This window comes from Streptomyces sp. NPDC059080 (genome assembly GCF_042739975.1).
Classification (GTDB): Bacteria; Actinomycetota; Actinomycetes; order Streptomycetales; family Streptomycetaceae; genus Streptomyces; species Streptomyces benahoarensis.
In genome coordinates this window covers 290,603-314,543 of sequence record NZ_JBHYGX010000003.1, presented here as the reverse complement: position 1 = coordinate 314,543, position 23,941 = coordinate 290,603, and the positions used below count along the sequence as shown (strand labels likewise).

23 protein-coding genes and 1 pseudogene are annotated in these 23,941 nt (G+C 72.3%); 7 read left to right on the top strand and 17 right to left on the bottom strand.

The features are described from left to right. Together ACFWWQ_RS03760 and ACFWWQ_RS03755 are read right to left on the bottom strand one after the other, a co-directional pair. Window positions 1-736, bottom strand: a pseudogene (locus ACFWWQ_RS03760) (hypothetical protein); the annotation flags it as partial. Then, window positions 736-1,698, bottom strand: a complete 963-nt coding sequence (locus tag ACFWWQ_RS03755) for a 5-dehydro-4-deoxyglucarate dehydratase (protein WP_384589489.1) — start codon at window positions 1,696-1,698, stop codon at window positions 736-738. The pseudogene ACFWWQ_RS03760 and the gene ACFWWQ_RS03755, both read right to left, overlap by 1 nt. 342 nt (window positions 1,699-2,040) lie before the next feature. Between ACFWWQ_RS03755 and ACFWWQ_RS03750 the strand changes: the two genes are divergently transcribed. The 3 genes from ACFWWQ_RS03750 to ACFWWQ_RS03740 all read left to right on the top strand — a co-directional run bounded on the left by ACFWWQ_RS03750 (window position 2,041) and on the right by ACFWWQ_RS03740 (window position 4,671). After that, the gene (locus tag ACFWWQ_RS03750; RefSeq protein ID WP_384589486.1) at window positions 2,041-2,850 is read left to right on the top strand and encodes an NAD-dependent epimerase/dehydratase family protein; all 810 of its coding nucleotides are present in this window, start codon (window positions 2,041-2,043) and stop codon (window positions 2,848-2,850) included. Between the two features lie 152 nt (window positions 2,851-3,002). Further along, window positions 3,003-3,275: a GlsB/YeaQ/YmgE family stress response membrane protein gene (locus ACFWWQ_RS03745; RefSeq protein WP_143944643.1), complete on the top strand. Its 273-nt coding sequence runs from the start codon at window positions 3,003-3,005 to the stop codon at window positions 3,273-3,275. 109 nt (window positions 3,276-3,384) lie between these two features. Further along, window positions 3,385-4,671, top strand: coding sequence for a TerD family protein (locus ACFWWQ_RS03740; protein ID WP_384589531.1), 1,287 nt, complete (start codon window positions 3,385-3,387; stop codon window positions 4,669-4,671). A gap of 582 nt (window positions 4,672-5,253) precedes the next feature. On the opposite strand, the gene ACFWWQ_RS03735 is transcribed toward ACFWWQ_RS03740, so the two are convergent. Then, the gene (locus tag ACFWWQ_RS03735) at window positions 5,254-6,741 is read right to left on the bottom strand and encodes a hypothetical protein (RefSeq protein WP_384589483.1); all 1,488 of its coding nucleotides are present in this window, start codon (window positions 6,739-6,741) and stop codon (window positions 5,254-5,256) included. Window positions 6,742-6,960: 219 nt separating this feature from the next. Between ACFWWQ_RS03735 and ACFWWQ_RS03730 the strand changes: the two genes are divergently transcribed. After that, the gene (locus ACFWWQ_RS03730; protein ID WP_384589528.1) at window positions 6,961-8,817 is read left to right on the top strand and encodes an endonuclease/exonuclease/phosphatase family protein; all 1,857 of its coding nucleotides are present in this window, start codon (window positions 6,961-6,963) and stop codon (window positions 8,815-8,817) included. A gap of 87 nt (window positions 8,818-8,904) precedes the next feature. Here the strand turns inward: ACFWWQ_RS03730 and ACFWWQ_RS03725 are convergent, their stop codons facing one another. The 12 genes from ACFWWQ_RS03725 to ACFWWQ_RS03670 form a co-directional block, all read right to left on the bottom strand. Next, the gene (locus tag ACFWWQ_RS03725; RefSeq protein WP_384589480.1) at window positions 8,905-9,825 is read right to left on the bottom strand and encodes an EI24 domain-containing protein; all 921 of its coding nucleotides are present in this window, start codon (window positions 9,823-9,825) and stop codon (window positions 8,905-8,907) included. A 134-nt stretch (window positions 9,826-9,959) separates the two neighbouring features. Next, window positions 9,960-10,949, bottom strand: a complete 990-nt coding sequence (dapD, locus tag ACFWWQ_RS03720; protein WP_384589476.1) for a 2,3,4,5-tetrahydropyridine-2,6-dicarboxylate N-succinyltransferase — start codon at window positions 10,947-10,949, stop codon at window positions 9,960-9,962. Window positions 10,950-11,060: 111 nt separating this feature from the next. Continuing rightward, window positions 11,061-11,600: a TetR/AcrR family transcriptional regulator gene (locus ACFWWQ_RS03715; RefSeq protein WP_384589473.1), complete on the bottom strand. Its 540-nt coding sequence runs from the start codon at window positions 11,598-11,600 to the stop codon at window positions 11,061-11,063. Beyond that, on the bottom strand, window positions 11,600-11,920 hold the full coding sequence (locus ACFWWQ_RS03710) for a DMT family transporter (RefSeq protein WP_384589470.1): 321 nt from the start codon (window positions 11,918-11,920) through the stop codon (window positions 11,600-11,602). The genes ACFWWQ_RS03715 and ACFWWQ_RS03710 overlap by 1 nt, the downstream gene beginning before the upstream one ends. Before the next feature lie 121 nt (window positions 11,921-12,041). Continuing rightward, window positions 12,042-12,383 (bottom strand): metal-sulfur cluster assembly factor, encoded by a 342-nt coding sequence (locus tag ACFWWQ_RS03705; RefSeq protein WP_384589467.1) that lies wholly within the window; start codon window positions 12,381-12,383, stop codon window positions 12,042-12,044. After that, complete coding sequence (sufU, locus tag ACFWWQ_RS03700; protein WP_384589464.1) at window positions 12,380-12,838, bottom strand: Fe-S cluster assembly sulfur transfer protein SufU; 459 nt, start codon at window positions 12,836-12,838, stop codon at window positions 12,380-12,382. Before sufU ends, ACFWWQ_RS03705 begins: the two co-directional genes overlap by 4 nt. 54 nt (window positions 12,839-12,892) lie before the next feature. Further along, window positions 12,893-14,149, bottom strand: a complete 1,257-nt coding sequence (locus ACFWWQ_RS03695) for a cysteine desulfurase (protein WP_384589461.1) — start codon at window positions 14,147-14,149, stop codon at window positions 12,893-12,895. An 85-nt stretch (window positions 14,150-14,234) separates the two neighbouring features. Then, window positions 14,235-14,999 (bottom strand): Fe-S cluster assembly ATPase SufC, encoded by a 765-nt coding sequence (gene sufC, locus ACFWWQ_RS03690; protein WP_384589458.1) that lies wholly within the window; start codon window positions 14,997-14,999, stop codon window positions 14,235-14,237. 7 nt (window positions 15,000-15,006) lie between these two features. Continuing rightward, on the bottom strand, window positions 15,007-15,336 hold the full coding sequence (locus ACFWWQ_RS03685) for a non-heme iron oxygenase ferredoxin subunit (RefSeq protein ID WP_030282983.1): 330 nt from the start codon (window positions 15,334-15,336) through the stop codon (window positions 15,007-15,009). Continuing rightward, complete coding sequence (sufD, locus tag ACFWWQ_RS03680) at window positions 15,333-16,514, bottom strand: Fe-S cluster assembly protein SufD (protein ID WP_384589455.1); 1,182 nt, start codon at window positions 16,512-16,514, stop codon at window positions 15,333-15,335. Before sufD ends, ACFWWQ_RS03685 begins: the two co-directional genes overlap by 4 nt. Window positions 16,515-16,600: 86 nt before the next feature. After that, on the bottom strand, window positions 16,601-18,022 hold the full coding sequence (gene sufB / locus ACFWWQ_RS03675; protein ID WP_384589452.1) for a Fe-S cluster assembly protein SufB: 1,422 nt from the start codon (window positions 18,020-18,022) through the stop codon (window positions 16,601-16,603). Next, window positions 18,019-18,855, bottom strand: coding sequence for a helix-turn-helix transcriptional regulator (locus ACFWWQ_RS03670; RefSeq protein ID WP_384589449.1), 837 nt, complete (start codon window positions 18,853-18,855; stop codon window positions 18,019-18,021). Before ACFWWQ_RS03670 ends, sufB begins: the two co-directional genes overlap by 4 nt. A 288-nt stretch (window positions 18,856-19,143) precedes the next feature. On the opposite strand from ACFWWQ_RS03670, the gene ACFWWQ_RS03665 reads away from it, so the two are divergent. The 3 genes from ACFWWQ_RS03665 (at window position 19,144) to ACFWWQ_RS03655 (ending at window position 22,258) form a co-directional block, all read left to right on the top strand. Next, a complete protein-coding gene (locus ACFWWQ_RS03665; protein WP_384589446.1) occupies window positions 19,144-20,124 on the top strand; it encodes an ABC transporter ATP-binding protein in 981 nt (326 codons plus the stop codon). A 182-nt stretch (window positions 20,125-20,306) separates the two neighbouring features. Continuing rightward, window positions 20,307-21,077, top strand: coding sequence for an ABC transporter permease (locus tag ACFWWQ_RS03660; protein WP_384589443.1), 771 nt, complete (start codon window positions 20,307-20,309; stop codon window positions 21,075-21,077). Between the two features lie 188 nt (window positions 21,078-21,265). Next, window positions 21,266-22,258, top strand: a complete 993-nt coding sequence (locus tag ACFWWQ_RS03655; protein ID WP_384589440.1) for a heme A synthase — start codon at window positions 21,266-21,268, stop codon at window positions 22,256-22,258. A gap of 106 nt (window positions 22,259-22,364) precedes the next feature. Here the strand turns inward: ACFWWQ_RS03655 and ACFWWQ_RS03650 are convergent, their stop codons facing one another. Both ACFWWQ_RS03650 and ACFWWQ_RS03645 read right to left on the bottom strand, forming a co-directional pair. Continuing rightward, window positions 22,365-22,742, bottom strand: a complete 378-nt coding sequence (locus ACFWWQ_RS03650; RefSeq protein WP_384589437.1) for a hypothetical protein — start codon at window positions 22,740-22,742, stop codon at window positions 22,365-22,367. A gap of 119 nt (window positions 22,743-22,861) precedes the next feature. Then, window positions 22,862-23,818, bottom strand: coding sequence for a heme o synthase (locus ACFWWQ_RS03645; protein ID WP_384589434.1), 957 nt, complete (start codon window positions 23,816-23,818; stop codon window positions 22,862-22,864). Window positions 23,819-23,941: the final 123 nt, after the last annotated feature.

The window sequence follows — 23,941 nt, the reverse complement described above, 5'->3', positions numbered from 1 at the left end:
GCGCCGAGTCTCTCGCCCCGCGCCCGTGTCGCGCGGCGGGGGGCCCCGCGCCCCCCCACAGCGGCTCCAGCGCCCGGCGTACTGCACCGCCCAACTCCTCGGCGTCCAGCCCGAGTCCGGCGTAGCCGCGGCGGCACTCCGTACAGAAGCAGAGCGACATCAGATACTGCGCGGCACCTGTCAGCTGCACCCCGGCCACCTTGTCGTGGGCGTGCTGATGCGCCATGCCGTACCAGCCGCAGGACTCCAGCTCGGTGCCGTGCGCCCCGGGCCGTACGGCGGCCTCGGCGGCGAGCATGACGAGATGGTCGCGGACCTCCGGGCGGGCGATGCACGGCGCCCAGGGGTAGCGATCACCGTAGGCGTTGCGGACAGAGGTGTCCGGATGGTCCTCGCCCAGGCGGGAGTTGTGGGCCAGCACGACCCAGCTGTGCACCTCGATCCCGGCGTCCGCCAGCGCCGCCGCGGCCGACCCGTACGGGTCCGGGTCCGGCATCCAGTCCTGGACGGCGGGGCGCAGCGCCCGGCCCGCCCAGCGCTCCGGGTCGGGTGGGTAGAGGACGGCGGAGTGGCGGGCGGTGACCACGCGGTGGTGCGGGTGGCGGGGGGTCAGCGCGCGGGTGGAGTGGTAGGCGGCGGCCAGGGTGACCTGACGGATGCCCAGGTCGGCGAGGCGCGGCGCGGCCCCGGGGTCGCCGGCCACGTCCCAGGGGTAGAGGAAGGCGGCGGCACGCATCAGGCGCGGCCCCCGTCCGCCGGGCCGCCCGCACCGGGCAGCAGCGAGAGCCCGTGGTCGAGCAGGGCACGCAGCTCGTCGACGTGCCGGGGGTCCGGCGGGGCGAGCGGCGGCCGGACCTCGCCCGCGTCGAGGCCGCGGAGCCGTACGCCCGCCTTGATGAGGGATACCGCGTAGCCGGGGCCCTGGTTGCGCAGGTCGACGAGGGGGCGGTAGAAGCCGTCCGTCAGACGGTCGACGGTCTCCCGGTCGCCGGTGGTGAGCGCGCGGTGGAAGGCGAGGGCGATCTCGGGTGCGAAGGCGAAGACGGCGGAGGAGTACAGGCGCACGCCCAGGCCCAGGTAGGCGGGGCCGGTGAGTTCGGCGGTGGGCAGGCCGTTGAAGTAGAGAAAGCCGGAACCGGCGGCCTCGGTGCGGACGGTGCTCATGATGCGCTGGAGCAGATCGAGGTCGCCCAGCCCGTCCTTGAGACCGATGACGCCCGGGGTACGGGCGAGCGCGACGACGGTGTCCGGGGTGAAGACGGCGTTGTCCCGCTGGTAGACGATGACCGGCAGGTCGGTGGCGGCGGCCAGGGCCCGGTAGTGGCGCAGCAGCCCCTCCTGACCTGCGTTGACGAGGTACGGCGGCATGGCGAGCAGTCCGTCGGCGCCGTGCTCGCGGGCGAGGCGGGCGAAGCGGACGGCGAGCGCCGTGCCGTAGCCCGCCCCGGCGACCACCGGAACCCGCCCCGCGGTCTCCTCGACGGCCACGCCGACGCACGCCGCGAACTCCTCGGGCGTCAGGGCGTGGAACTCCCCGGTGCCGCAACAGGCGAAGACGGCGCCCGCCCCGGCCTCGACACCGCGCCGCACATGGGCGCGGTAGGCGTCCAGGTCCACCTCGCCGTCGGGCGCGTAGGTGGTCACGGGGAAGAACAGCACTCCGTCGAGGCGGTCGGCGAGCGGCGAGGCTGAGGTCACGGGCTCTCCCTGGCGTGCGGTGCGTACCGCGGCGCGAAGCCCCCGCGGCACCGGCGGACTGCGGATCCGGCCGCGGACGCGCGGCGGCCCACCACCCGCCGTGCACGTCTCTGACCGACGTCCATATCTCTGAACGGCGCCACGCTAGAGCAGCCCGCCTCCACCGGTCAAGAGGCCCCACCGGCCCACACGCCCACCGAACACCCCTCCACCGTTGGCGTATTGACCACCGCTGATCACGCTCCCTACGGTGCTGACGACCGTGTCCACACCTCTGAACGTCATCCGCATCCGCATGCCGTCGGCGTTCCGGGGGCCACGCCGTTCCGCCGGAGGTCCGCCATGCCCGCACCCCGCACCGTCCTGCTCACCGGCGCCGCAGGCGGCCTCGGCACCCTGATGCGCGAACTGCTGCCCCCGTACGGGTACCGGCTGCGCCTCTTCGACGAGCGCCCCGTGCCGGACGCGCCCGACGCGATCACCGCGCCGCTCGCCGACCGCGAGGCGCTGCGCGCGGCGGTGCGCGGGGTCGATGCGGTCATCCATCTCGCCGGGATCTCCCTGGAAGCCTCGTTCGACCAGATCCTGCGGGCCAACATCGAGGGCGTCCACCAGCTCTACGAGGCGGCCCGCGAGGAGGGCGTGCGCCGCGTGGTCTTCGCCTCCTCCAACCACGCCGTCGGCTTCACCCCGCGCCCGGCCGACGGTTCGGCCGCCATCGGGATCGACACCCCGCGCCGCCCCGACACCTTCTACGGCCTGTCCAAGGGGTTCGGCGAGGACCTCGCCTCCCTCTACCACGACCTGCACGGCATCGAGACGGTCTCGCTGCGCATCGGCTCCTGCTTCCCCGAGCCGACCAGCGTGCGGATGCTGTCGATCTGGCTGAGTCCGGCGGACTGCGCCCGGCTGCTGCACGCCGCCCTCACCGCCGAGAACGTCGGCCACACCGTCGCCTACGCCTCGTCCGCCAACACCCGCCTGTGGTGGGACCTGTCGACCGCCCGCGCCCTGGGGTACGAGCCGCAGGACGACTCCGAGCCGTACGCGGCGGCGCTGACCGCCGCTCAGGGGGAGCTGGACCCGGACGATCCGGCGCATGCGCACCTGGGCGGCGCGTTCTGCACCGACCCGCCCCGCTGGCCGCACTGAGCAGGCACGTCGTACGGTCGGGCGGTCCGTCGTCCGATCCGCCGTACGAGGGAACTCGCACCCCGTTCACGGCGTCCTTGAGGACGACACATCAGATACGGAAACCGCACGTCACACCGGCGCCACGGCGCGCAGGAACGAGGAATCACACCATGGGTATCGTCAGCTGGATCGTCCTGGGGCTGATCGCGGGCGTCATCGCCAAGATCCTGCTGCCGGGCCGGGACCCGGGCGGGCTGGTGGGCACCACGCTCACCGGCATCGTCGGGTCGTTCGTCGGCGGCTGGCTGTCCGTCAAGATCCTGGACCGGCCCATACCGAAGGACGTCTTCGACCTGTCCACCTGGGTCGCGGCCATCGCCGGCTCCCTCGTGCTGCTGATCCTCTACCGGCTGCTCTTCGGCAACTCCCGCGAGCGCCGCTGAACGGCCGCCCCGCCGGAGCCGATCCGGCGGGGCACACGGAACCGCCCCCCGGACGGGCGGGTAATGGAACCGCAAAAGCCAACCGCTCGTTACTGCTGGTATGACCGCAATGACTCCTGGCTCGAATCTCCCGCTCGGCGCCGCGCGGGTGGCGGTGGACGTCACCGCCCCCGTGCGGCTGGACGTCTCGGGCCTGTTGCTCACCGCCGCAGGCAAGGTGCGCTCCGACGACGACTTCGTCTTCTACAACCAGCCCAACGGCGGCCCCGGGGTGACCCACGGCTCCGGGGCACCCGGTGGCGGCGACACCATCACCGTCGACACCACGGCGATCCCCGCGGACATCGAGAAGATCGTCGTCACCGCGAGCCCGGACGCCCCCGGCGCCACCTTCGCCGGTACGGAGCCGACCGGCACCGTGCGCGACGCGGACAGCGGCGCCGTCCTCGCCTCCTTCACCCCGCCCGGGCTCGGCCCGGAGACCGCGCTGGTCGTCGTCGAGATCTACCGCCGCAACGGCGCCTGGAAGGTCCGCGCCGTCGGCCAGGGGTACGCCGACGGGCTCGCCGGTATCGCCACCGACTTCGGCGTCACCGTCGAGGAACCGGCGACGCCCGCGCCCCCGGCCGCCGCTCCCGTGCCCCCGGCGGCACCGCCCGCGCCGCCCGCCGCGGCCCCCGCCCCGCCGCAGGGCGCTCCCGTGCCGCCCCCGCCCGCCGGGCAGTGGGCACCGCCGACCGGCGCCCCGGCTCCGCTGGCCCCGCCGCCGGGCGTCGCTCCCCCGGCGCCCGCCGCCGCTCCGGCGCCGCCCGCCGCCGGGAAGGTCAATCTCGACAAGGGCCGGGTCAGCCTGCGGAAGAACGAGACGGTCTCGCTGGTCAAGGGCGGCCGCCCGCTGCTCGGTTCGGTCCGGATGGGACTGGGCTGGGAGCCCGCGTTCCGCGGCAAGTCCATCGACCTGGACGCCTCGGTCATCGCCTACGGCCCCGACCGCAAGAAGATCGACAACTGCTTCTTCGGCAAGCTCTCCGTCCTCAACGGCGCCATCCAGCACGCCGGCGACAACCTCACCGGCGACGGCTCCGGCGACGACGAGGTCATCACCGTCCATCTCGGCGGCCTCCCGCCGCAGGTGACGGGCCTGGTCTTCACCGTGAACTCCTTCTCCGGCCAGAAGTTCACCGACGTCGCCAAGGCGTACTGCCGACTCGCCGACGCCCAGACCGGCGAGGAACTGGTCCGCTTCGACCTCACCTCGGCCGAGCCCCGCACCGGCGTCCTGATGGCCAAGCTCATCCGCCAGTACTCCGGCGAGTGGGAGATGACGGCGCTGGGCGAGTTCGTCGACGCGCGCACGGTCCGCGGGATGATCAAGCCGGGGGGTGGGGCGCTCTGAGGTGAGGGGGCGGGGCGCCGGGCAGTGGGTAGTCCGGCGCCCCCGGCCGACGGGGCGGTCGCCAGTGCTTTCGGGTCCCGGCCGGTCCGCCGCACCGCCCCCGGCCCGTCAGCCGCGCGCCCGGGCCGGCCCTTCCGCCGCCTCTGGCCGGGCCGGTCCGTCCCGGGCGCCCGGCCCCGGCCGGCCCTCCTGGGGCCCGCCGCTCAGCCCTCCGCCACCCGCCCCGGCGCGCCCGCCGGCCCCACCACCCGCGCCAGCCGCGCAGACGACTCCACCAGCGCCTCGCGCTCGTACGTACTGGTGCTCACCCACACCTCATCCGCCTCCGTCTCCCCGATCAGCGCCCCCAGCGCCCCGGCGACCTCCTCCCGGCGGTCACGGCGGTGTCACCGCCGGTGGCCGGTGCCGTCCCGGCGGCGCCACGGCCGGTGATCGCCACCCTCAGGCCGGGTTCCTGACGCCGGTTGAACGGGGCGGAACGGGGCGCGTCGCCCCGGGAGTCCTGCCCCGCCGCCCACACACCGGCGGGCGGCGCCGACACCCCCGGTGTCCGCGCCGCCCGCCGTGCCGGGCTGCCGCCCGTCAGTCCTCCGCGCGCGACCGCGCCTTGAAGGCGGCCGTCCGCGCCTCCTTGGCGGCCTTCCGGTCGGGGTGCAGCCGGCCCATCGCCTCCAGGACGTCGGGCGTCGCCGGGTGGTCCACCTGCCAGACCGCGTCGAAGAAGCCGCTGTGCTGCCCCGTCACCCCCACGATCAGGTCACGCAGCTCGTCGGTGTCCTCCTCGGCGGTGCCCAGCTGGGCGGCGATGGTGTCGACGGTCAGCCAGAAGATCATGTCCTGGGACGGCTCGGGGATGTCGGCGAACCCCCGCTCCGCCAGCCAGACCCGGGCCAGCCCGCCCAGCTGCCGGTCGTCCAGCACCTCTCGGAGCGCGGGCTCGGCGTCCGCGCCGACCAGCGCCAGCGTCTGCTGCGCGGCGAGCCTGCGCAGCGGGGCCCGCTCGTCGTCACCGCGGGCCGCCACCAGCAGCTCCCGCGCGGCGTCCAGCGGCGTACGGGGCGCGAGCCACTGCTCGGACTCCTCCCGCGCCAGGTCCTCGGGGTAGTCGGGCAGCTCGTCCAGCAGCGTCCCGGCGGCGGCGTCCCGGAGATCGCCGACGGCCGGGGCGTACACGCCCGCCTCCTGCATCCGGGCGCGGACCGCGTAGACGCCGAGCGGGGTCAGCCGGACCATGCCGTAGCGGGTGACGTCCTCGTCGGTCAGCGGTTCGGCGGCGCGGACCGTGTCGCCCGCGTCGTCCAGCTCCTCGATGAGCGCCTCGTCGACCGGCTGGTACGCCACCAGGCCGATGGGCTCCAGCACCCGGAACTGGTCGTCCAGGCGCATCATCGCCTCGGAGACCTCTTCGAGGATGTCGTCGGTCGGCTCCTCCATGTCGTCGGGCACGATCATGGAGGCGGCGAGCGCGGGCAGCGGCACGCTCTGGCCGGGCGCGTCGCCGAGCGCGGTCAGCAGGTAGAGGTTGCCGAGGATGCCGTCGAGGAGTTCGGCCTCCTCCTCGGGGTTCCAGTCGAGGGCGTCGAGGTCCAGTTCGCCGCCGTCGGCGAGCTGATCGGCGAGGTCGGCGAGGTCCGGGGCGACCGCGTCGGCGAGCACCGTCTCCATGCCGCCGAGCCAGATGTCGAGGACATCCTGCGGGCTGCCGCCGGTGAGCTGCGTCAGCTCCTCGCCGGGCTTGGCCAGGCCGACGGCCGCACCGTCCTCCGCGTCGTCGCCCTCGCCGGTCTCCTCGGTCTCCTCGACCTCGACGAGACCGGTGTCGACGGCGAGCTGCCACGCCTCGGCGGTGAGCCCGGGGCCGTCCTCGTCGGCGGCGAGCCCCAGGTGCTCGGTGGCGGCGCCCAGCGACTCCTCCAAGATCTCGCCGCCGACGCCGACGGGGACGCCCCGCTCGGCCCAGCGGGCGAGCTGCGCCGCCCGCGCCATCAAGGGGGCGCTCAGCGCGTCCCGGGCCAATTCCGCTTCGGAGTGCAGCCGCACCGGCGGCAGGGTCGGGCGGTCTGCGGACATCTGGGGCTCAGCTCCTCGGGGGACTTCGGCTCGTGCGCGCCCCAGCGTAGACGGAATTCCCCGCATGCTGGACGGTTCACCCCGCGGCCCGCTCCCGGTCATCCGGAACACCTTGACAACTCCCCTGGGCACACCAGAGATTGACGCGCGTAGAAGGCGCGGATGACGCGCCTCACCCCGCTCCGCACCCCCCTCTCCCGCCCTCCGGAGGCGCCTGCCATGCCGTCCTCGCCGTCCCCCCGCCCGCTCCGCAGACCGGTCACCGTCGCCGCGGCGGTGGCCGCCGCCCTCGCCGCCGGTCTGGTGGCGGTCCCGCAGACCGCCCACGCCGCCGGTACCCGCATCCACGACATCCAGGGCACCACCCGCCTCTCCCCGCTCGCCGGGAAGCAGGTCTCCGGTGTGCCCGGCGTCGTCACCGCGCTGCGCACCTTCGGCTCCGCCCGCGGCTTCTGGGTGCAGGACCCGCAGCCGGACGACAACCCGGCGACCAGCGAGGCGCTCTTCGTCTTCACCGGGAAGACGACACCGCAGGTCACCGTCGGTGACGCGGTCGCCCTCGACGGCACGGTCGAGGAGTACTACCCCGGCGGAAAGGACGCCGGGCTCCAGTCCGTCACCGAGCTGACCGGCGCCACCTGGCAGGTCATCGCTTCCGGCCGCCCGCTGCCCGCCCCCGTACGCCTCGACGCCGCCGCGATCCCCCGCGCCTACGCCCCCGACGCGGACGGTGGCAGCATCGAGTCGCTGCCGCTGCGCCCCCGCTCCTACGCCCTGGACCGGTACGAGTCCCTGGAGGGCATGCGGGTCTCGGTCGCCGACGCGCCCGTCGTCGGCCCGGCCAACACCCACCACGAGCTGTGGGTGACCGCCGACCCGAAGCACTCCCGCACCGCCCGCGGCGGCGTCCTCTACGGCTCGTACGCCGACCCCAACCCGGCCCGGATCAAGGTCGGTACGCTGCTGCCGCTCGATACGCACCCCTTCCCGGCGGCCGACGTCGGCACCACCCTGGGCGGCACCACCACAGGCCCGCTGGACTACGACAACTTCGGCGGCTACACCCTCCAGGCCACGACGCTGGGGAAGGTCACCGGCCAGGCCCCGGCGCCCGAGACCACCCGCGCCTCCCGGCCCGGCGAGGTGACCGTCGCGACGTACAACGTCGAGAACCTCTCCCCCGCCACCCCGCAGGCGAAGTTCGACCGGCTGGCGAAGGGGCTGGTCAAGAACCTCGCCGCGCCGGACGTGGTGGCCCTGGAGGAGGTCCAGGACAACAGCGGGCCCACCGACGACGGCACGGTCGCCGCGGACGCCACCCTGAAGAAGCTGACCGCCGCCGTCGAGGCGGCCGGCGGCCCGGCCTATCAGTGGCGGCAGATCGACCCCGAGAACGACAAGGACGGCGGGCAGCCCGGCGGCAACATCCGAGTCGCGTTCCTCTACCGCCCCGCGACGGTGGACTTCACCGACATCCCGGGCGGCGACGCCACCACCCCCGTCGAGGCCCGCGCCGACCACGGCAGGGCCACGCTGTCCGCCTCCCCCGGTCGGATCGCGCCGGCCGACCCGGCGTGGCAGGACAGCCGCAAGCCGCTGGTGGGTCAGTTCGCCGTCAAGGGCCGCCCGGGCAGCCGCCTGTTCGTCGTCGCCAACCACTTCAACTCCAAGGGCGGCGACCAGGGCCTCGACAGCCGTTTCCAGCAGCCCGCCCGGAGCTCCGAGAAGCAGCGCACCGCCCAGGCCCGCCTGGTGAACGGCTTCGTCAAGGACTTGCTGGCCAAGGACCCCAAGGCCGATGTGGTGGTCGCCGGTGACCTCAACGACTACCAGTTCTCCCCCGCCCTGAAGATCCTCACCGCGGGCGGTGTCCTCACCGACCAGGTGGGCGGCCTGCCCCGCGCGGAACGCTACGGCTATGTCTACTCCGGCAACTCCCAGGTCCTCGACCACATGCTCACCAGCCCGCATCTGAGCAACACCGACTGCACCGACTACGACGTCGTGCACCTCAACGCGGAGTACGCCGACCAGGCCAGCGACCACGACCCGCAGGTGCTGCGGATCCGCCCCTGAGCCGCCCCGCCCGGGGCTCCGGCTGCCACCCGGCCGACCGTCGTGGTCCGACAGGCCGCGGCGGTACGTCCATCGCTCCGGGCCCCGTCACGCCCCCGGGCCGGGGGTGAACGGTGCGGGCGGCGGCCCGAACCCGCCGCCCGAGCCGCCCACGCCGGACATGCCCCACGTACCGGCCTCCGGCGGCGCACCCGCGCCCACCGGCCCGGCGACGGCGACCGGCATCTCGGCGCCCGGCCCGTCCGCCGCGCCCGGCGCGTCCGCCGCGCGCTCGTCCGGCACCAGATCGCGTACCAGCAGCGTCGCCCCGGCCACCGCGCCCGGCATCAGGAGCACCGCGGCGAAGGGTATGAGGAACAGCAGGACGATGGGCGTGCCGAAGCCGACGGCGAGTGCCTTGCGGCCGCCGAGCAGCCGCAGCCGATCGCCCACCGGTATGTCGCGGCGCTGCATCGCCACCGACGTCAGCTCGACGGCGAGGAAGAAGCCGGAAACACAGAAGCCGACCGCCGGAACGACGGTCTGCCCGATGAACGGCACGAAGCCCAGCACGAACAGCGCGATCCCGAACGGCGCCGCACGCAGCAGCACCTGGACGCTGTCGCAGAGCGCGATCCGGATCTCCCGCCACAGCGACCGGTCCGGTGCGCCCGGACAGTGGCCCTCGGACTCCTCGACCCGCTCCGACAGGGACTCGTAGAACGGGTCGCCGATCAGCAGCGTCACCGCCGTGAAGGTCAGCACGGAGAGCATCAACCCGCCGGCGACGAGCAGCGCCACGAACAGGCCGCGCAGCAGCCCCTGCCACGGCGCGCCCCAGCCGTCCGCGAACGGCGTGACCCAGGCCGCGAGGTCCCCCGAGAAGAGCGCCAGGACGGTCAGCGCCGCCGCGTAGAGCACCAGGGCGATGAGCGCCGGGATCATCCCGAACCCCCACCACCGCCCGTGCCCGGCGACCCACCGCTGTCCCCTGGCCAGATACCGCATCCCCACTACAAGATCACGCATGCCGCAAACCCTACGTTCGGCCCGCGCCCGGCCGGTAGGGCTGTGGATAACCCCACATGCTCCCCGCGCGGACGCGCGCGAACGCCCCCGTACACGGCGGTACGGGGGCGTCCTCCACGCATGGCCGGGGCCGCTCAGTTGTGGCTGTGCAGCACCTCGTTGAGGCCGCCCCACGTCGCCTTGTTCGGGCGGGCCTCGACGACTCCGGTGGTGGAGTTGCGGCGGAAGAGGATGTTGTCGGCGCCGGACAGCTCCAGGGCCTTGACGACCTGGCCGTCGGGGAGCGTGACGCGGGTCCCGGCGGTGACGTAGAGACCGGCCTCGACCACGCACTCGTCGCCGAGGGCGATACCGATGCCGGACTCGGCGCCGAGCAGGCAGCGTTCGCCGATGGCGATGATCTGCTTGCCGCCGCCGGAGAGGGTGCCCATCGTGGAGGCGCCGCCGCCGATGTCGGAGCCGTCGCCGATGACGACGCCCGCGCTGATCCGGCCCTCGATCATGGAGGTGCCGAGCGTACCGGCGTTGAAGTTGACGAAGCCCTCGTGCATGACGGTGGTACCGGCCGCGAGGTGGGCGCCCAGGCGCACCCGGTCGGCGTCGGCGATCCGCACCCCGGCGGGGGCGACGTAGTCGGTCATCCGCGGGAACTTGTCGACGCTGGTGACCTGGAGGTGCTTGCCCGCGGCGCGGGAGTTGAGGCGGACCGTCTCCACCTGGTCGACGGCGACCGGGCCGAGCGAGGTCCAGGCGACGTTCGACAGCAGCCCGAACTGGCCCTCCAGGCTCAGGCCGTGCGGCGCGACGAGCCGGTGGCTGAGCAGGTGCAGACGCAGGTAGACGTCGTGCGCGTCGAGCGGCTTGTCGTCGAGCGAGGCGATGACCGTGCGGACGGCCACGACCTCGACACCGCGGACCGGGTCCGGGCCTACGGCCTGCGGCGCGGCCTCGCCCAGCAGCTCGGCCGCCTGCTCGGCGGTCAGCCGCTCGGTACCGGCCGGGCCGGGCGCGGCGTCCAGGGCGGGCGCGGGGAACCAGGTGTCGAGGACGGTGCCGTCGGGCGTGACGGTGGCGAGCCCGGCGGCGACGGCGCCGGTCGTACGGGAGGTAGCAGCATCGGTCATGCCGAAAACCTAACCGGAGGGCCCCCACCGAGGCGAACCGGTCTCATCGCTCGGGCCCGGCACCGGGAGCCTGACCAGCCCGGGGCCCCGCGCTGCCCGATACGGGGCCCCTCAGACCAACGCCGCCGTCAACCCCTCCCGCAGCGCGTCCGGTTCGAAGGGGCGGCCGGTCAGCAGGTGCTGGAGCATCAGCCCGTCGGCGAAGGCCACCAGGGCGCGGGCGGTGGGCAGATCGCCGGTGCGGCGGGCCAGCAGCCGTGCCATCTCGTCAAGGCAGTCGGCGGCGAGCGGCCGCAGCCGGGGATGGCGCAGCGCCGCCAGATACAGCTCATACTCCAGCTCCACCCGGGTGCGGTCCCCGGCAAGCGTGTCGGCGACCAGCCGCAGGACGTCGTCGGCCGCCGGGACGTCGCCGTCCAGCCCGTCCGCCCAGCGGCCGAAGTCCGCCAGCCACCCGGCGTTGACCTGCTCCAACGCGGCGACCAGGAGATCGTCGAGGGTGGCGAAGTGGTACGTCGTCGAGCCGAGCGGGACGTCGGCGGCGGCGGCGACCGCGCGGTGGCTGAGCCCGGCGACGCCACGGGCGGCGACCACGCCGATCGCCGCGTCGATGATCCGCTGCCGCCGCTCGGGGTCGTGCCGACGGGCCATCAGTGCGCACCGCCCATATGAAGCACCACGACGCCCGCGATGACCAGCAGCACCCCGAAGATCTTCAGCGGGCTCGTGCTCTCGCCCAGGAAGACCATGCCGATCGCCGCGATCACCGCCGTACCGGCCCCGGCCCAGATCGCGTACGCCGTGCCGACGCTCATCGATCTGAGGGTCCGGGCGAGCAGGGTGAAGGCCACGAGGTACCCGGCCAGGGCGGCGAGCGAGGGCCACAGCCTGCTGAAGCCGTCGCTGTACTTCATCGCGGTGGTCGCCAGGATCTCCGAGAGGATCGCCCCGGCCAGCGTCAGATAGGCCATGGCGCGACCCTAACCGGCGATGTGTACAGATGTACATATCCCGGGAAGGGCCGCACACGCCGACGGCCGTGCCCTCCGAAGCGTTCGGAAGGCACGGCCGTACGGGGTGACGGGGCGTCGGTCAGACGTTGAAGCCCAGGGCGCGCAGCTGCTCGCGGCCGTCGTCGGTGATCTTGTCGGGACCCCACGGGGGCATCCAGACCCAGTTGATCTTCAGCTCACTGACGATGCCGTCCGTGGCGGACTTCGCCTGGTCCTCGATGACGTCGGTCAGCGGGCAGGCCGCGGACGTCAGCGTCATGTCGATGGTGGCGATGTTGGCGTCGTCGATGTGAATGCCGTAGATCAGGCCGAGGTTGACGACATCGATCCCCAGCTCGGGGTCGACGACGTCGTACAGGGCCTCGCGGACCTCTTCTTCTGAGGCCGGCTTGGTCAGGGTGTTCTCGGGCGTGTCGGTCATGCGGTTTTCGCCTCCTCGGAGAGGGCCTTGGCCGTGGCGTCCTTCCAGGCCATCCAGCTGAGCAGGGCGCACTTCACCCGTGCCGGGTACTTCGAGACGCCGGCGAACGCCACGGCGTCCTCCAGCACCTCCTCCATCGCATCGTCCGGCTCGACCTTGCCCTTGGACTGCATCAGCTCCAGGAAGGTCTCCTGGATCCGCTGCGCCTCCCCGAGCTGCTTGCCGACGAGCAGGTCGTTGAGCACCGAGGCGCTGGCCTGGCTGATGGAGCAGCCCTGGCCGTCGTAGGACACGTCCGCGACGGTCGTGCCGTCCAGCCGCACCCGCAGGGTGATCTCGTCCCCGCAGGTGGGGTTGGTGTGGTGCACCTCGGCATCGCCGTCCCGAAGACCGCGCCCGTGCGGGTGCTTGTAGTGGTCCAGGATGACGTCCTGGTACATCGAATCCAGCTTCACGGCTCAGTCAGTCCTCGTCCTCATCCGCTGTGCGTGGTCTACCGCTCTGTCTGTCTAACCGAAGAAATTGCGGACGTACTCCAGGCCCTCGACCAAGGCGTCGACCTCGGCCGGGGTGGAGTACAGATAGAACGACGCACGGGTGGTCGCAGGAATTCCGTACCGCAGGCAGACCGGCCGCGCGCAGTGGTGGCCGACCCGGACCGCGATGCCCTGCTCGTCGAGCACTTGGCCGACGTCGTGCGGATGGATGTCGCCGAGCGTGAAGGAGATCGTCGCCCCGCGGTCCTCGGCCGTGGACGGGCCGATGAACCGCAGGTCCGGGACCTCCAGCAGCCGCTTGACGGCGTACTCGGTGATCGCGTGCTCATGTGCGGCGATCTTCTCCATGCCGATCGCGGTGAGGTAGTCCACGGCCGCGCCGAGGCCCACGGCCTGCGCGATCGGGGGCGTCCCCGCCTCGAACTTGTGCGGCGCCGGAGCGTACGTCGACGAGTGCATCGAGACGGTCTCGATCATCTCGCCGCCACCGAGGAACGGCGGGAGGTCCTCCAGCAGCTCCTGGCGGCCCCAGAGGACGCCGATGCCGGTCGGGCCGCACATCTTGTGGCCGGTGAAGGCCACGAAGTCGGCCTGGAGGGCCTGGACATCCAGCACCATGTGCGGGGCGGCCTGCGAGGCGTCGATGACGACCAGCGCGCCGACCTCCTGGGCCCGCCGGATGATCGCCTCCACCGGGTTGATGGTGCCCAGGAGATTGGAGACCAGGGTGAAGGAGACGACCTTGGTGCGGTCGGTGATGACCTCGTCGATGTCGGAGAGGTCGAGCCGCCCGTCGTCGGTGAGGCCGAACCACTTCAGCTTCGCGCCGGTGCGCTGCGACAGCAGCTGCCACGGAACGATGTTGGAGTGGTGCTCCATCTCCGTGATGACGATCTCGGTGTCGTGGTCCACCCGGTAGGGCTCATCGGCCCAACCGAGCATGTTGGCCACGAGGTTGAGCGACTCGGAGGCGTTCTTGGTGAAGATCACCTCGTCGCGGCTCGGAGCGTTGATGAAGGCGGCGACCTTGTCGCGGGCGCCTTCGTACAGCTCCGTGGCCTCCTCGGCGAGGACGTGCACACCGCGGTGGACGTTGGCGTTGTGGCACTCGTAGTAGGCGTTCAGCGCGTCGAGCACCTGGCGCGGCTTCTGCGATGTCGCCGCGTTGTCCAGGTACACGATCTTCTTGCCCTCGTGGACCTGACGGTCCAGGAGGGGGAAGTCCTTGCGGATCGCCTCGGTGTCGAGGAGGCCCGGAATCTGTGTCACGCCCCTGCCCCTTCCTCTGCTGCGCCCGCGAGGCGCACCTGCGGGTCGCAGGTCGTCCGCAGGCCGGTGGCCTCGCGTGCGTCGCTCACAGGGTCGCGCCGCCCTTCGTGTACTCCTCGTAGCCCTCGGCCTCCAGCTTGTCGGCCAGCTCGGCACCGCCGGACTCGACGATGCGGCCGGCCGCGAAGACGTGGACGTGGTCGGGCTTGATGTAGCGCAGGATGCGCGTGTAGTGGGTGATCAGCAGGGTGCCGACCTCGCCGCTCTCGCGGACGCGGTTGACGCCCTCGGAGACGGTGCGCAGCGCGTCGACGTCGAGGCCGGAGTCGGTCTCGTCGAGGATCGCGATCTTCGGCTTGAGCAGCTCCAGCTGAAGGATCTCGTGGCGCTTCTTCTCGCCGCCGGAGAAGCCCTCGTTGACGTTGCGCTCGGCGAACGCGGTGTCCATCTGGAGCCGCTCCATGGCCTCCTTGACCTCCTTGACCCACAGCCGCAGCTTGGGGGCCTCGCCGCGGACGGCGGTGGCGGAGGTGCGCAGGAAGTTGGAGACGGAGACGCCGGGGACCTCGACCGGGTACTGCATGGCGAGGAAGACACCGGCGCGGGCGCGCTCGTCGACGGACATCTCCAGGACGTCCTCGCCGTCGAGGGTGACGGTGCCGCCGGTGATCGTGTACTTGGGGTGACCTGCGAGGGAGTAGGCGAGGGTCGACTTGCCGGAGCCGTTGGGGCCCATGATGGCGTGCGTCTCGCCCTGCTTCACGGTCAGGTCGACGCCCTTCAGGATCTCGCGCGGGCCGTTCTCGGCTTCGACGGAGACGTGCAGGTCGTGGATCTCAAGCGTTGCCATGGGGAACTCAGGACTCCTGGGTGACGGAGACGAGCACGGAGGCTTCCGGGCCCTCTCCTTCGATCTTGACGGGGTAAACGGGGACGGGACGCGTCGCGGGGAGGCCGGACGGCTTGCCGGTGCGCAGGTCGAAGCTCGATCCGTGCAGCCAGCACTCGATCGAGCAGTCCTCGACCTCGCCCTCCGACAGGGAGACGTTCGCGTGCGAGCAGATGTCGTTGATCGCGAACACCTCGCCCTCGGTACGGACGAGGGAGACCGGCGTGCCGTCGATTTCCACCCGCTTCGGGGTGTCCTCCGCCAGCTCGCCCAGCGTCGCCACACGTACGTAACTCATGCCGCGGCCGCTTCCAGCTCGGCCTCGATCTTGCGCATCAGCCGCTCTTCGACGTCCGGCAGGCCGATCTGCTGGATCAGCTCGGCGAAGAAGCCGCGCACGACCAGGCGGCGGGCCTCCTCGGCCGGGATGCCGCGGGCCATCAGGTAGAACAGCTGCTCGTCGTCGAAGCGGCCGGTCGCCGAGGCGTGACCGGCGCCGACGATCTCGCCGGTCTCGATCTCCAGGTTGGGGACCGAGTCGACCCGCGCACCGTCGGTGAGGACGAGGTTGCGGTTGAGCTCGTAGGTGTCCGTGCCGGTGGCGGCCGCCTGGATGAGGACGTCACCGATCCACACCGCGTGCGCGTCGTCGCCCTGGAGGGCTCCCTTGTACGTGACGTGCGAGCGGCAGTTGGGCACCGAGTGGTCGACCATGAGGCGGTGCTCCTGGTGCTGACCGGCCTCGGTGAAGTACAGGCCGTACAGCTCCGCCTCGCCGCCGGGCGCCGCGTAGGTGACCCGCGGGTGCAGCCGGACGAGGTCGCCGCCGAAGGTGACGACGACGGACTTGAAGCTCGCGTCGCGGCCGATCAGCGCATTGTGCTGGCCGACGTGGACGGCGGTGTCGTCCCAGTCCTGGACGGAGACGACGGTCAGCTTGGCGCCGTCACCGAGGAGGTAGTCGACGTTGGCGGCGAGGGTGGCGTCGCCGGTGTGGTCGATGACGACGACCGCCTCGGCGAACGCGCCCAGCTCGATGACCTGGTGGCCGAAGGCGGTGCCGCCCTGGCCCTGCACACCGATCCGGATCGGCTCGGTGAGCTGGGTGTCCTTGGGGACGGTGACGACGTGCGCCTTCTCGAAGGAGGTGTACGCCTGCGCGGCAACGCGGTCCACGGGGGTACCGGCCTTGCCGACCCGCGGGTCGTCGCGGTCCACGGTCTCCTGGGTGGCGTCCGCCGGGGTCTCGACGGTGACGAGGATGCCGCCGTCACCGACCGCGGTGCCGTCGTGCAGGCCCTTCAGGCGGGCGAGGGGGGTGAACCGCCACTCCTCCTCCCGGCCGTGCGGCACCGGGAAGTCCGCCACGTCGTAGGACGGCGGCGCACTCATGCGGGTGGCGACGGTGGACTCCGCGGCCACCGCGATGGAACCGGTGGTCGTGGAACCCGCCGGGATGTTCTGAGCCTCAGCCATGGCTGTCGTCATGCTCGCTTTCTCGTTGCGATACTCGGCCCTCCCGGAGGAAGGCCGCCGCGTCGGTCAGGGGTGTGCCGTGGCCGTCAGCCGACCGCGCCTTCCATCTGCAGCTCGATCAGCCGGTTGAGCTCCAGCGCGTACTCCATCGGGAGCTCCTTGGCGATCGGCTCGACGAAGCCGCGCACGATCATCGCCATGGCCTCGAACTCCGTCAGGCCACGGGCCATCAGGTAGAAGAGCTGGTCCTCGCTCACCTTGGAGACGGTCGCCTCGTGGCCCATCGACACGTCGTCCTCACGGACGTCGACGTAGGGGTAGGTGTCCGAGCGGGAGATGGTGTCGACCAGCAGGGCGTCGCACAGCACGTTGGACTTGGAGCCCGCCGCGCCCTCACCGATCTCGACCAGACCGCGGTACGAGGTGCGGCCGCCGCCGCGCGCCACCGACTTGGAGACGATGTTGGAGGAGGTGTTCGGCGCCATGTGGACCATCTTGGAACCGGCGTCCTGGTGCTGGCCCTCGCCTGCGAAGGCGATGGACAGCGTCTCGCCCTTGGCGTGCTCGCCCATGAGGTAGACCGCGGGGTACTTCATGGTCACCTTGGAGCCGAGGTTGCCGTCGATCCACTCCATCGTCGCGCCCTCGTAGGCGACGGCGCGCTTGGTGACGAGGTTGTAGACGTTGTTCGACCAGTTCTGGATCGTCGTGTAGCGGCAGCGGCCGCCCTTCTTCACGATGATCTCGACGACCGCGGAGTGCAGCGAGTCCGACTTGTAGATCGGGGCGGTGCAGCCCTCGACGTAGTGCACGTAGGCGCCCTCGTCGACGATGATCAGCGTCCGCTCGAACTGACCCATGTTCTCGGTGTTGATCCGGAAGTACGCCTGCAGCGGGATGTCGACGTGGACACCCTTGGGGACGTAGATGAAGGACCCGCCGGACCAGACCGCGGTGTTCAGCGACGCGAACTTGTTGTCGCCGACCGGGATGACCGTGCCGAAGTACTCCTGGAAGAGCTCCGGGTGCTCCTTCAGCGCGGTGTCGGTGTCCAGGAAGATGACGCCCTGCTGCTCCAGGTCCTCGCGGATCTGGTGGTAGACGACCTCGGACTCGTACTGCGCGGCGACACCGGCGACCAGGCGCTGCTTCTCCGCCTCGGGGATGCCCAGCTTGTCGTAGGTGTTCTTGATGTCCTCGGGCAGGTCCTCCCAGGAGGCGGCCTGCGCCTCGGTGGAGCGGACGAAGTACTTGATGTTGTCGAAGTCGATGCCCGAGAGGTCGGAGCCCCAGTTGGGCATGGGCTTCTTGTCGAACAGCTTCAGGCCCTTGAGACGGAGCTTGAGCATCCACTCCGGCTCGTTCTTCTTGGCCGAGATGTCGCGGACGACGTTCTCGGACAGACCGCGCTTGGCGGAGGCGCCGGCCACGTCGGAGTCGGCCCAGCCGTATTCGTACTTGCCCAGTCCGTCGAGCTCGGGGTGGGCAGTCTCCGTGGGGAGCGTCATGCGGGGTTCCTCCCGGCCGTGCTGGCAGATGCTGTGGTGGTCTTCGTGGTGTCGGGCGCGGTGGTGCCGTGCGCGCCGGCCTTCGGGATGAAGGTCGTGCACACCCCGTCGCCGTGGGCGATGGTGGCGAGCCGCTGTACATGGGTCCCCAGCAGGCGGGAGAAGACCTCGGTCTCCGCCTCGCACAGCTGCGGGTACTGCTCGGCGACATGGGCGACCGGGCAGTGGTGCTGGCAGAGCTGTTCACCGAGCTGGGAATTGGGCGCGCTGCGCGCCGTAGCAGCGTACCCGTCCGCGGTCAACGCCTCGGCCAGGGCCCGGGTGCGTTCTTCGGGCCCGGCGGCCTCGACGGCCTTGCGGTACCCCTCGGCCTGCGCGGCCAGCCGGGCGCGGGCGAACGCGGCGACCGCCGCCTCGCCCTCCTCGCCACCACCGGCGCTGCGCGCGATCCAGCGCAGGGCGTCGGCAGCCAGCTCGTCGTAGGACTGGTAGAAGGCGTCCCGGCCGCAGTCGGTGAGGGCGAACGCCCTGGCGGGGCGGCCGCGGCCACGGGCGCCGTAGACCCGCTTCTCGCGGGGCTCGACGACACCGTCGGCGGCCAGCGCGTCCAGATGACGGCGGACGGCCGCCTGGGTCAGCTCCAGGCGCAGGGCCAGCTCGGCGGCGGTGGAAGGACCGTGATCGAGGATGGAGCGGGCGACGCGGTTGCGGGTGCCCTGCTGCTCGTCCTGCGGGGCGACGGCGCCCCGGGCGGGCTGCTCGGACACGACCGGGCGCGCCCCGGCGGCCGTACCGGCCGGGGATCCCTTCCGCTCCTCGCTCGCGTTTTTCACAACGCCATTGTTGCGTAATTCCGCGAGCCGCGACAACCCTCGACGGGGCCACTCAACGGTGTCCTCAATCACTTAGGGTCACCTAATGAGGGGGCGTCCGGAGGCCCGGAAGCCCTCTGTTGAGCGGGACGGACGCGGATCGCGATCTTCGCGTGGACGCCCGGGAACCCGCGGAAAAAATCTTCACCCAACCGCCTCACCCGGGGGCGGTCACCCTCCCGCCGGCCTTCGCCCCCGTCGAACGGGGCGGCGGCGGGCGTCCGCCGGGCGCTCCGTAGACTGCTAGGCATGCCCAGCACCTCCCCGGGGAACCCCCGGACCTCCGGCCGCGCGCCCGCCGTCGAGGTCGCCATCGAGGTCGCCGGCCTGGTCAAGCGGTACGGCTCCCGGTCGCCCAAGACCGCGGTGGACGGCCTCGACCTGACCGTCGCGCGCGGCGGTGTCACCGCCCTGCTCGGCCCCAACGGCGCCGGGAAGACCACCACCGTCGAGATCTGCGAGGGCTACCGCCGCCCGGACGCCGGAACCGTCCGCGTGCTGGGCCTGGACCCGGTCGCCGACGCGGCGCGGCTGCGGCCCCGGATCGGCGTGATGCTGCAGTCCGGCGGCGTCTACAGCGGCGCCCGCGCCGAAGAGATGCTGCGGCACACCGCGTCCCTGCACGCCGACCCCGTCGACGTCGGGCTGCTGATCGACCGGCTGGGCCTGGGCAGCTGCGGGCGCACCACCTACCGGCGCCTCTCCGGCGGCCAGCAGCAGCGGCTCGCCCTGGCGATGGCCGTCGTCGGCCGCCCCGAGCTGGTCTTCCTGGACGAGCCGACCGCCGGCCTCGACCCGCAGGCCCGCCACGCCACCTGGGACCTCGTCCGCGAGCTGCGTACCGACGGCGTCTCCGTGGTGCTGACCACCCACTTCATGGACGAGGCCGAGCAGCTGGCCGACGATGTCGCGATCATCGACGGTGGCCGGGTCATCGCCCAGGGCACTCCCGAGGAGCTGTGCCGGGGCGGCGCGGAGAACACCCTGCGCTTCACCGGGCGGCCCGGGCTCGACCTGGCGACGCTCCGCAAGGCGCTGCCCGAGGACAGCGCCACCGCCGAACCGGCCCCCGGCAGCTACCGCGTCACCGGCACCGTCAACCCCCAGATGCTGGCCACCATCGCCTCCTGGTGCGCCCAGAACGGCGTCCTGCCCGACACCATCGCCGTCGAACGGCACACCCTGGAGGACGTTTTCCTCGACCTGACGGGCAAGGAGCTGCGGGGATGAGCCGCCGCCGTACGCCGTCCGGCCGGGGGTCCGGGGGTCGCCCCCCCCGGGAAAGCACAGTCTCGACCTGACGGGCAAGGAGCTGCGGGCATGAGCCACTGCCGTACGCCGTCCGGCCGGGGGTCCGGGGGTCGTCCCCCGGGAAAGCACAGTCTCGACCTGACGGGCAAGGAGCTGCGGGCATGACCGCGACCGGTACGTTCACCCCGCGGCCCGGTGCCGCACCGCTGGCGCGGATGATCCGTGCGCAGGCGGCGCTGGAGACCCGGATGCTGCTGCGCAACGGCGAGCAGCTGCTGCTGACCGTCGTCATTCCGACGCTGCTGCTGGTGCTGTTCTCCGCCGTCGACATCATCGACACGGGCGCGGGCAGCGCCGTCGACTTCCTGGCGCCCGGCGTGCTGGCGCTCGCCGTGATGTCGACCGCGTTCACCGGGCAGGCCATCGCCACCGGCTTCGAGCGGCGCTACGGCGTCCTCAAGCGGCTCGCCGCCTCGCCGCTGCCGCGCTGGGGGCTGATGACCGCGAAGACCTGCGCGGTGCTGGTCACCGAGGTGCTGCAGATCGCGCTGCTGACCGTGGTGGCGCTGGCGCTGGGGTGGTCGCCGCAGGGCAATCCGCTCGCGGTCGCCGCACTGCTCGTCCTGGGGACGGCGGCGTTCTCCGGGCTCGGGCTGCTGATGGCCGGGACGCTGCGGGCCGAGGCGACGCTGGCCGCGGCCAACCTCGTCTTCCTGCTGCTCCTGGTGGGCGGCGGCGTCATCGTGCCGCTGACGAAGTTCCCGGAGGCGGCGCAGACGGTCCTCGGGCTGCTGCCGATCTCCGCGCTCTCCGACGGGCTGCGCGCCGTCCTCCAGCACGGGGCCGCGCTCCCCTGGGGCGACCTCGGCGTCCTCGCCGTCTGGGCGGTGCTCGGGCTGGGCGCGGCGGCACGGTTCTTCCGCTGGGAGTAAGCGGCACGGTTCTTCCGCTGGGAGTAACGGAAGGCGGCCGACGGGAGCCTCGGGGGCACGCCCCGGAGCGCCGGAGGCCACGCCCCGCGCACGCCCCGCGCCCGGCCGTTCCGTCGCGCTACGCACCGTCTTGAGCGCCGTGCACCCCTCGTGAAACTTTGCACAAGGCGGCGCCTACGATGTCCCCCGTGCCGAAAACGCTGAACCCCCTTGAGCTGATCGCCCGCAGCAGCCAGCCGTCCGCACGCTTCGTGCGGCGGGCCGCGCTGACCACCGTCGTGATGGCCGTCATCATCGTCGTCACGGGAGGCGCGGTGCGGCTGTCCCAGTCCGGCCTCGGCTGCTCCACCTGGCCGCGCTGCACGCCGGACAGCCTGACGCCGACGGCGGCGATGGGCATCAACGGCCTGATCGAGTTCGGCAACCGCCTGCTGACGTATGTGCTCTGCGCGGCGATCGCCCTGTTCATCATCGCCGCCCGGGCCCGCTCCCCGCGCCGCCGGGCGCTGACCCGGCTCGGCTGGGCGCAGTTCTGGATCGTCATGGGCAACGCCGTCGTCGGCGGCGTCACGGTCCTGACCGGCCTCAACCCGTACATCGTCGCCGCGCACTTCCTGCTCAGCACCGGGCTGCTCACGGTGGCCGTGGTGACCTGGCGGCGCGCCTGCGAGGGTGACGACGCGCCCCGGGACGTGGTCGCGCGGCCGGTGCGTCAGCTGGCCTGGGTGCTGCTGGGCGCGACCGGCGCGCTGACGCTGGTCGGCACCGTCGTCACCGGCACCGGGCCGCACGCGGGCGACGCCCGGAAGGTCAACCGCATCCCGCTGAACTGGCGGGAGGTGACCCAGCTGCACGTCGACTTCGTCTACATCGTCGTCGGCCTGACGATCGCCCTGTGGTTCACGCTGCGCGCCGTCAAGGCGCCCGCCGCGCCCCGCCGCGCCGTCCGCGACCTCGTCGTCCTCCTGCTCCTCCAGGGCGTCATCGGCTACGTCCAGTACTTCCTGGGGCTGCCGGAGCTGGTCGTCGGACTGCACATGCTCGGCTCGACGCTGGTCTGGATCGCGGTGCTGCGCCTGGTCCTGACGCTGCGGGACCGCGGGGCGCTCGCGGATCTGCCGGAGCAGCAGAGCGGCAGCCCCGAGGCGGTCCGGCCCGCCGAACCGGCCGCCGCGGGCTGACCGGCGCCCCCAGGGGCACCCCGTACGGAAGGAGCCCACCGGGCGCGTGCAGGTCACGCACCCGGTGGGCTCCTTCCGTGCGACCGCGGCCGGCCGGGCGGCGGGCTCAGCCGTTGGCCGGGCCGCCGATCTGGATCCCGGCCATCCGGGTCCACTCGTTGCGGCCGGTGCGCACCTTGGCGGCGAGGTCGCCGTCGAAGTCGTCCTGGAGGGCGATCCCGGCCTGCTCTGCGCCCGCCCGGGCCTCCGTCAGGGAGTCGGCGACGAGGTTGCCCCACTCGCCGTCGGCGCCCACGAGGGCGACGCGGACCCGGCCCCGGCCGAGGTGCGCCAGCTGCCCCTCGGCGCTGCCGCCGTGCGCGGCCGCGAAGGCCCGCATCTCCTTGGCGAGCCGCGCCGCGTGCCGCCTGGTCCGCTTCTCCGCCCGCGCGTCGGTCCGCTCTTCGGCCGCCGGCTGCTCGTCCGCCTGCTTGGTGTCTGCCATACCCCCGATGCTACCCACCGGTAGGACTCTTGGGGAGGGGCGCCCGCGCATCGTCTCCGGGCGACGCGAAGGCCCGCCCGGAGCGCGCCGGACGGGCCGTGGAACGAGGACGTACGAGGTCAGCGGACGAAGGGGTCCACCGCGACGGCGACGAAGAGCAGCGAGACGTACGTGATCGACCAGTGGAAGAGCCGCATCTCCTTGAGCTTCGGCCCCGTGACACCGGCCTTGGCGCGGGCCTGCAGACCGTGCGCCTCCCGCAGCCAGAACGCGCCGCAGGCGAGCGCGACCGCGGTGTAGAGCCAGCCGGTGTACCCCAGCGGCTGGAGCAGCAGCGACACCCCGACCATGACCCAGCTGTAGATGACAATATGCCGGGCGACGACCTTGTTGCCCGCGACGGCGGGGAGCATCGGCACGCCGACGCGCTCGTAGTCGTCCTTGACCTTCATCGACAGCGGCCAGTAGTGCGGCGGCGTCCAGAAGAAGATGACCAGGAAGAGGATGAGTGCGGCCCAGGAGACCGAGTCGGTCACCGAGGACCAGCCGATGAACACCGGCATACAGCCCGCGATGCCGCCCCAGACGATGTTCTGGCTGGTGCGCCGCTTGAGGATCATCGTGTAGACGACGACGTAGAAGAGGATCGCGCCCAGCGAGAGCATCGCCGACAGCGGGTTGACGAGGTACCAGAACCACACGGTGGAGCCGACGGAGAGCGCGGTCGCGAAGACCAGGCACTCGCGCGGCGAGACCATGCCCGTCACCAGGGGGCGCTGGGCGGTGCGGTCCATCAGCGCGTCGATGTCGCGGTCGATGTACATGTTGTACGCGGCGGCGCCGCCCGCCGAGAGGTAGCCGCCGATGCAGGTGGCCAGCACCAGCCACAGGTCCGGGACGCCGCCGGCGGCCAGGAACATCACCGGCACCGTCGTCATCAGCAGCAGCTCGATGACGCGCGGCTTGGTGAGCTCGATGAACGCCTTGACGCGGGCGCCGAACGGCCGGTGGCCGGGGTTCGGACTCCCGGGGCTCTGAGAGAGCGTCCCCGCAGGACGGGATTGGACGGCCGTCACGCACACCCCTGGAAGTAACATCTGCGGCTTTCACCGCGGAGATAAGGCCAGCAAGCGCATCCGGCCCTGGCGACCGCGAGGCTTGCGCGTACCACGCCACTTTAGACGTTGGCCATACCGCGA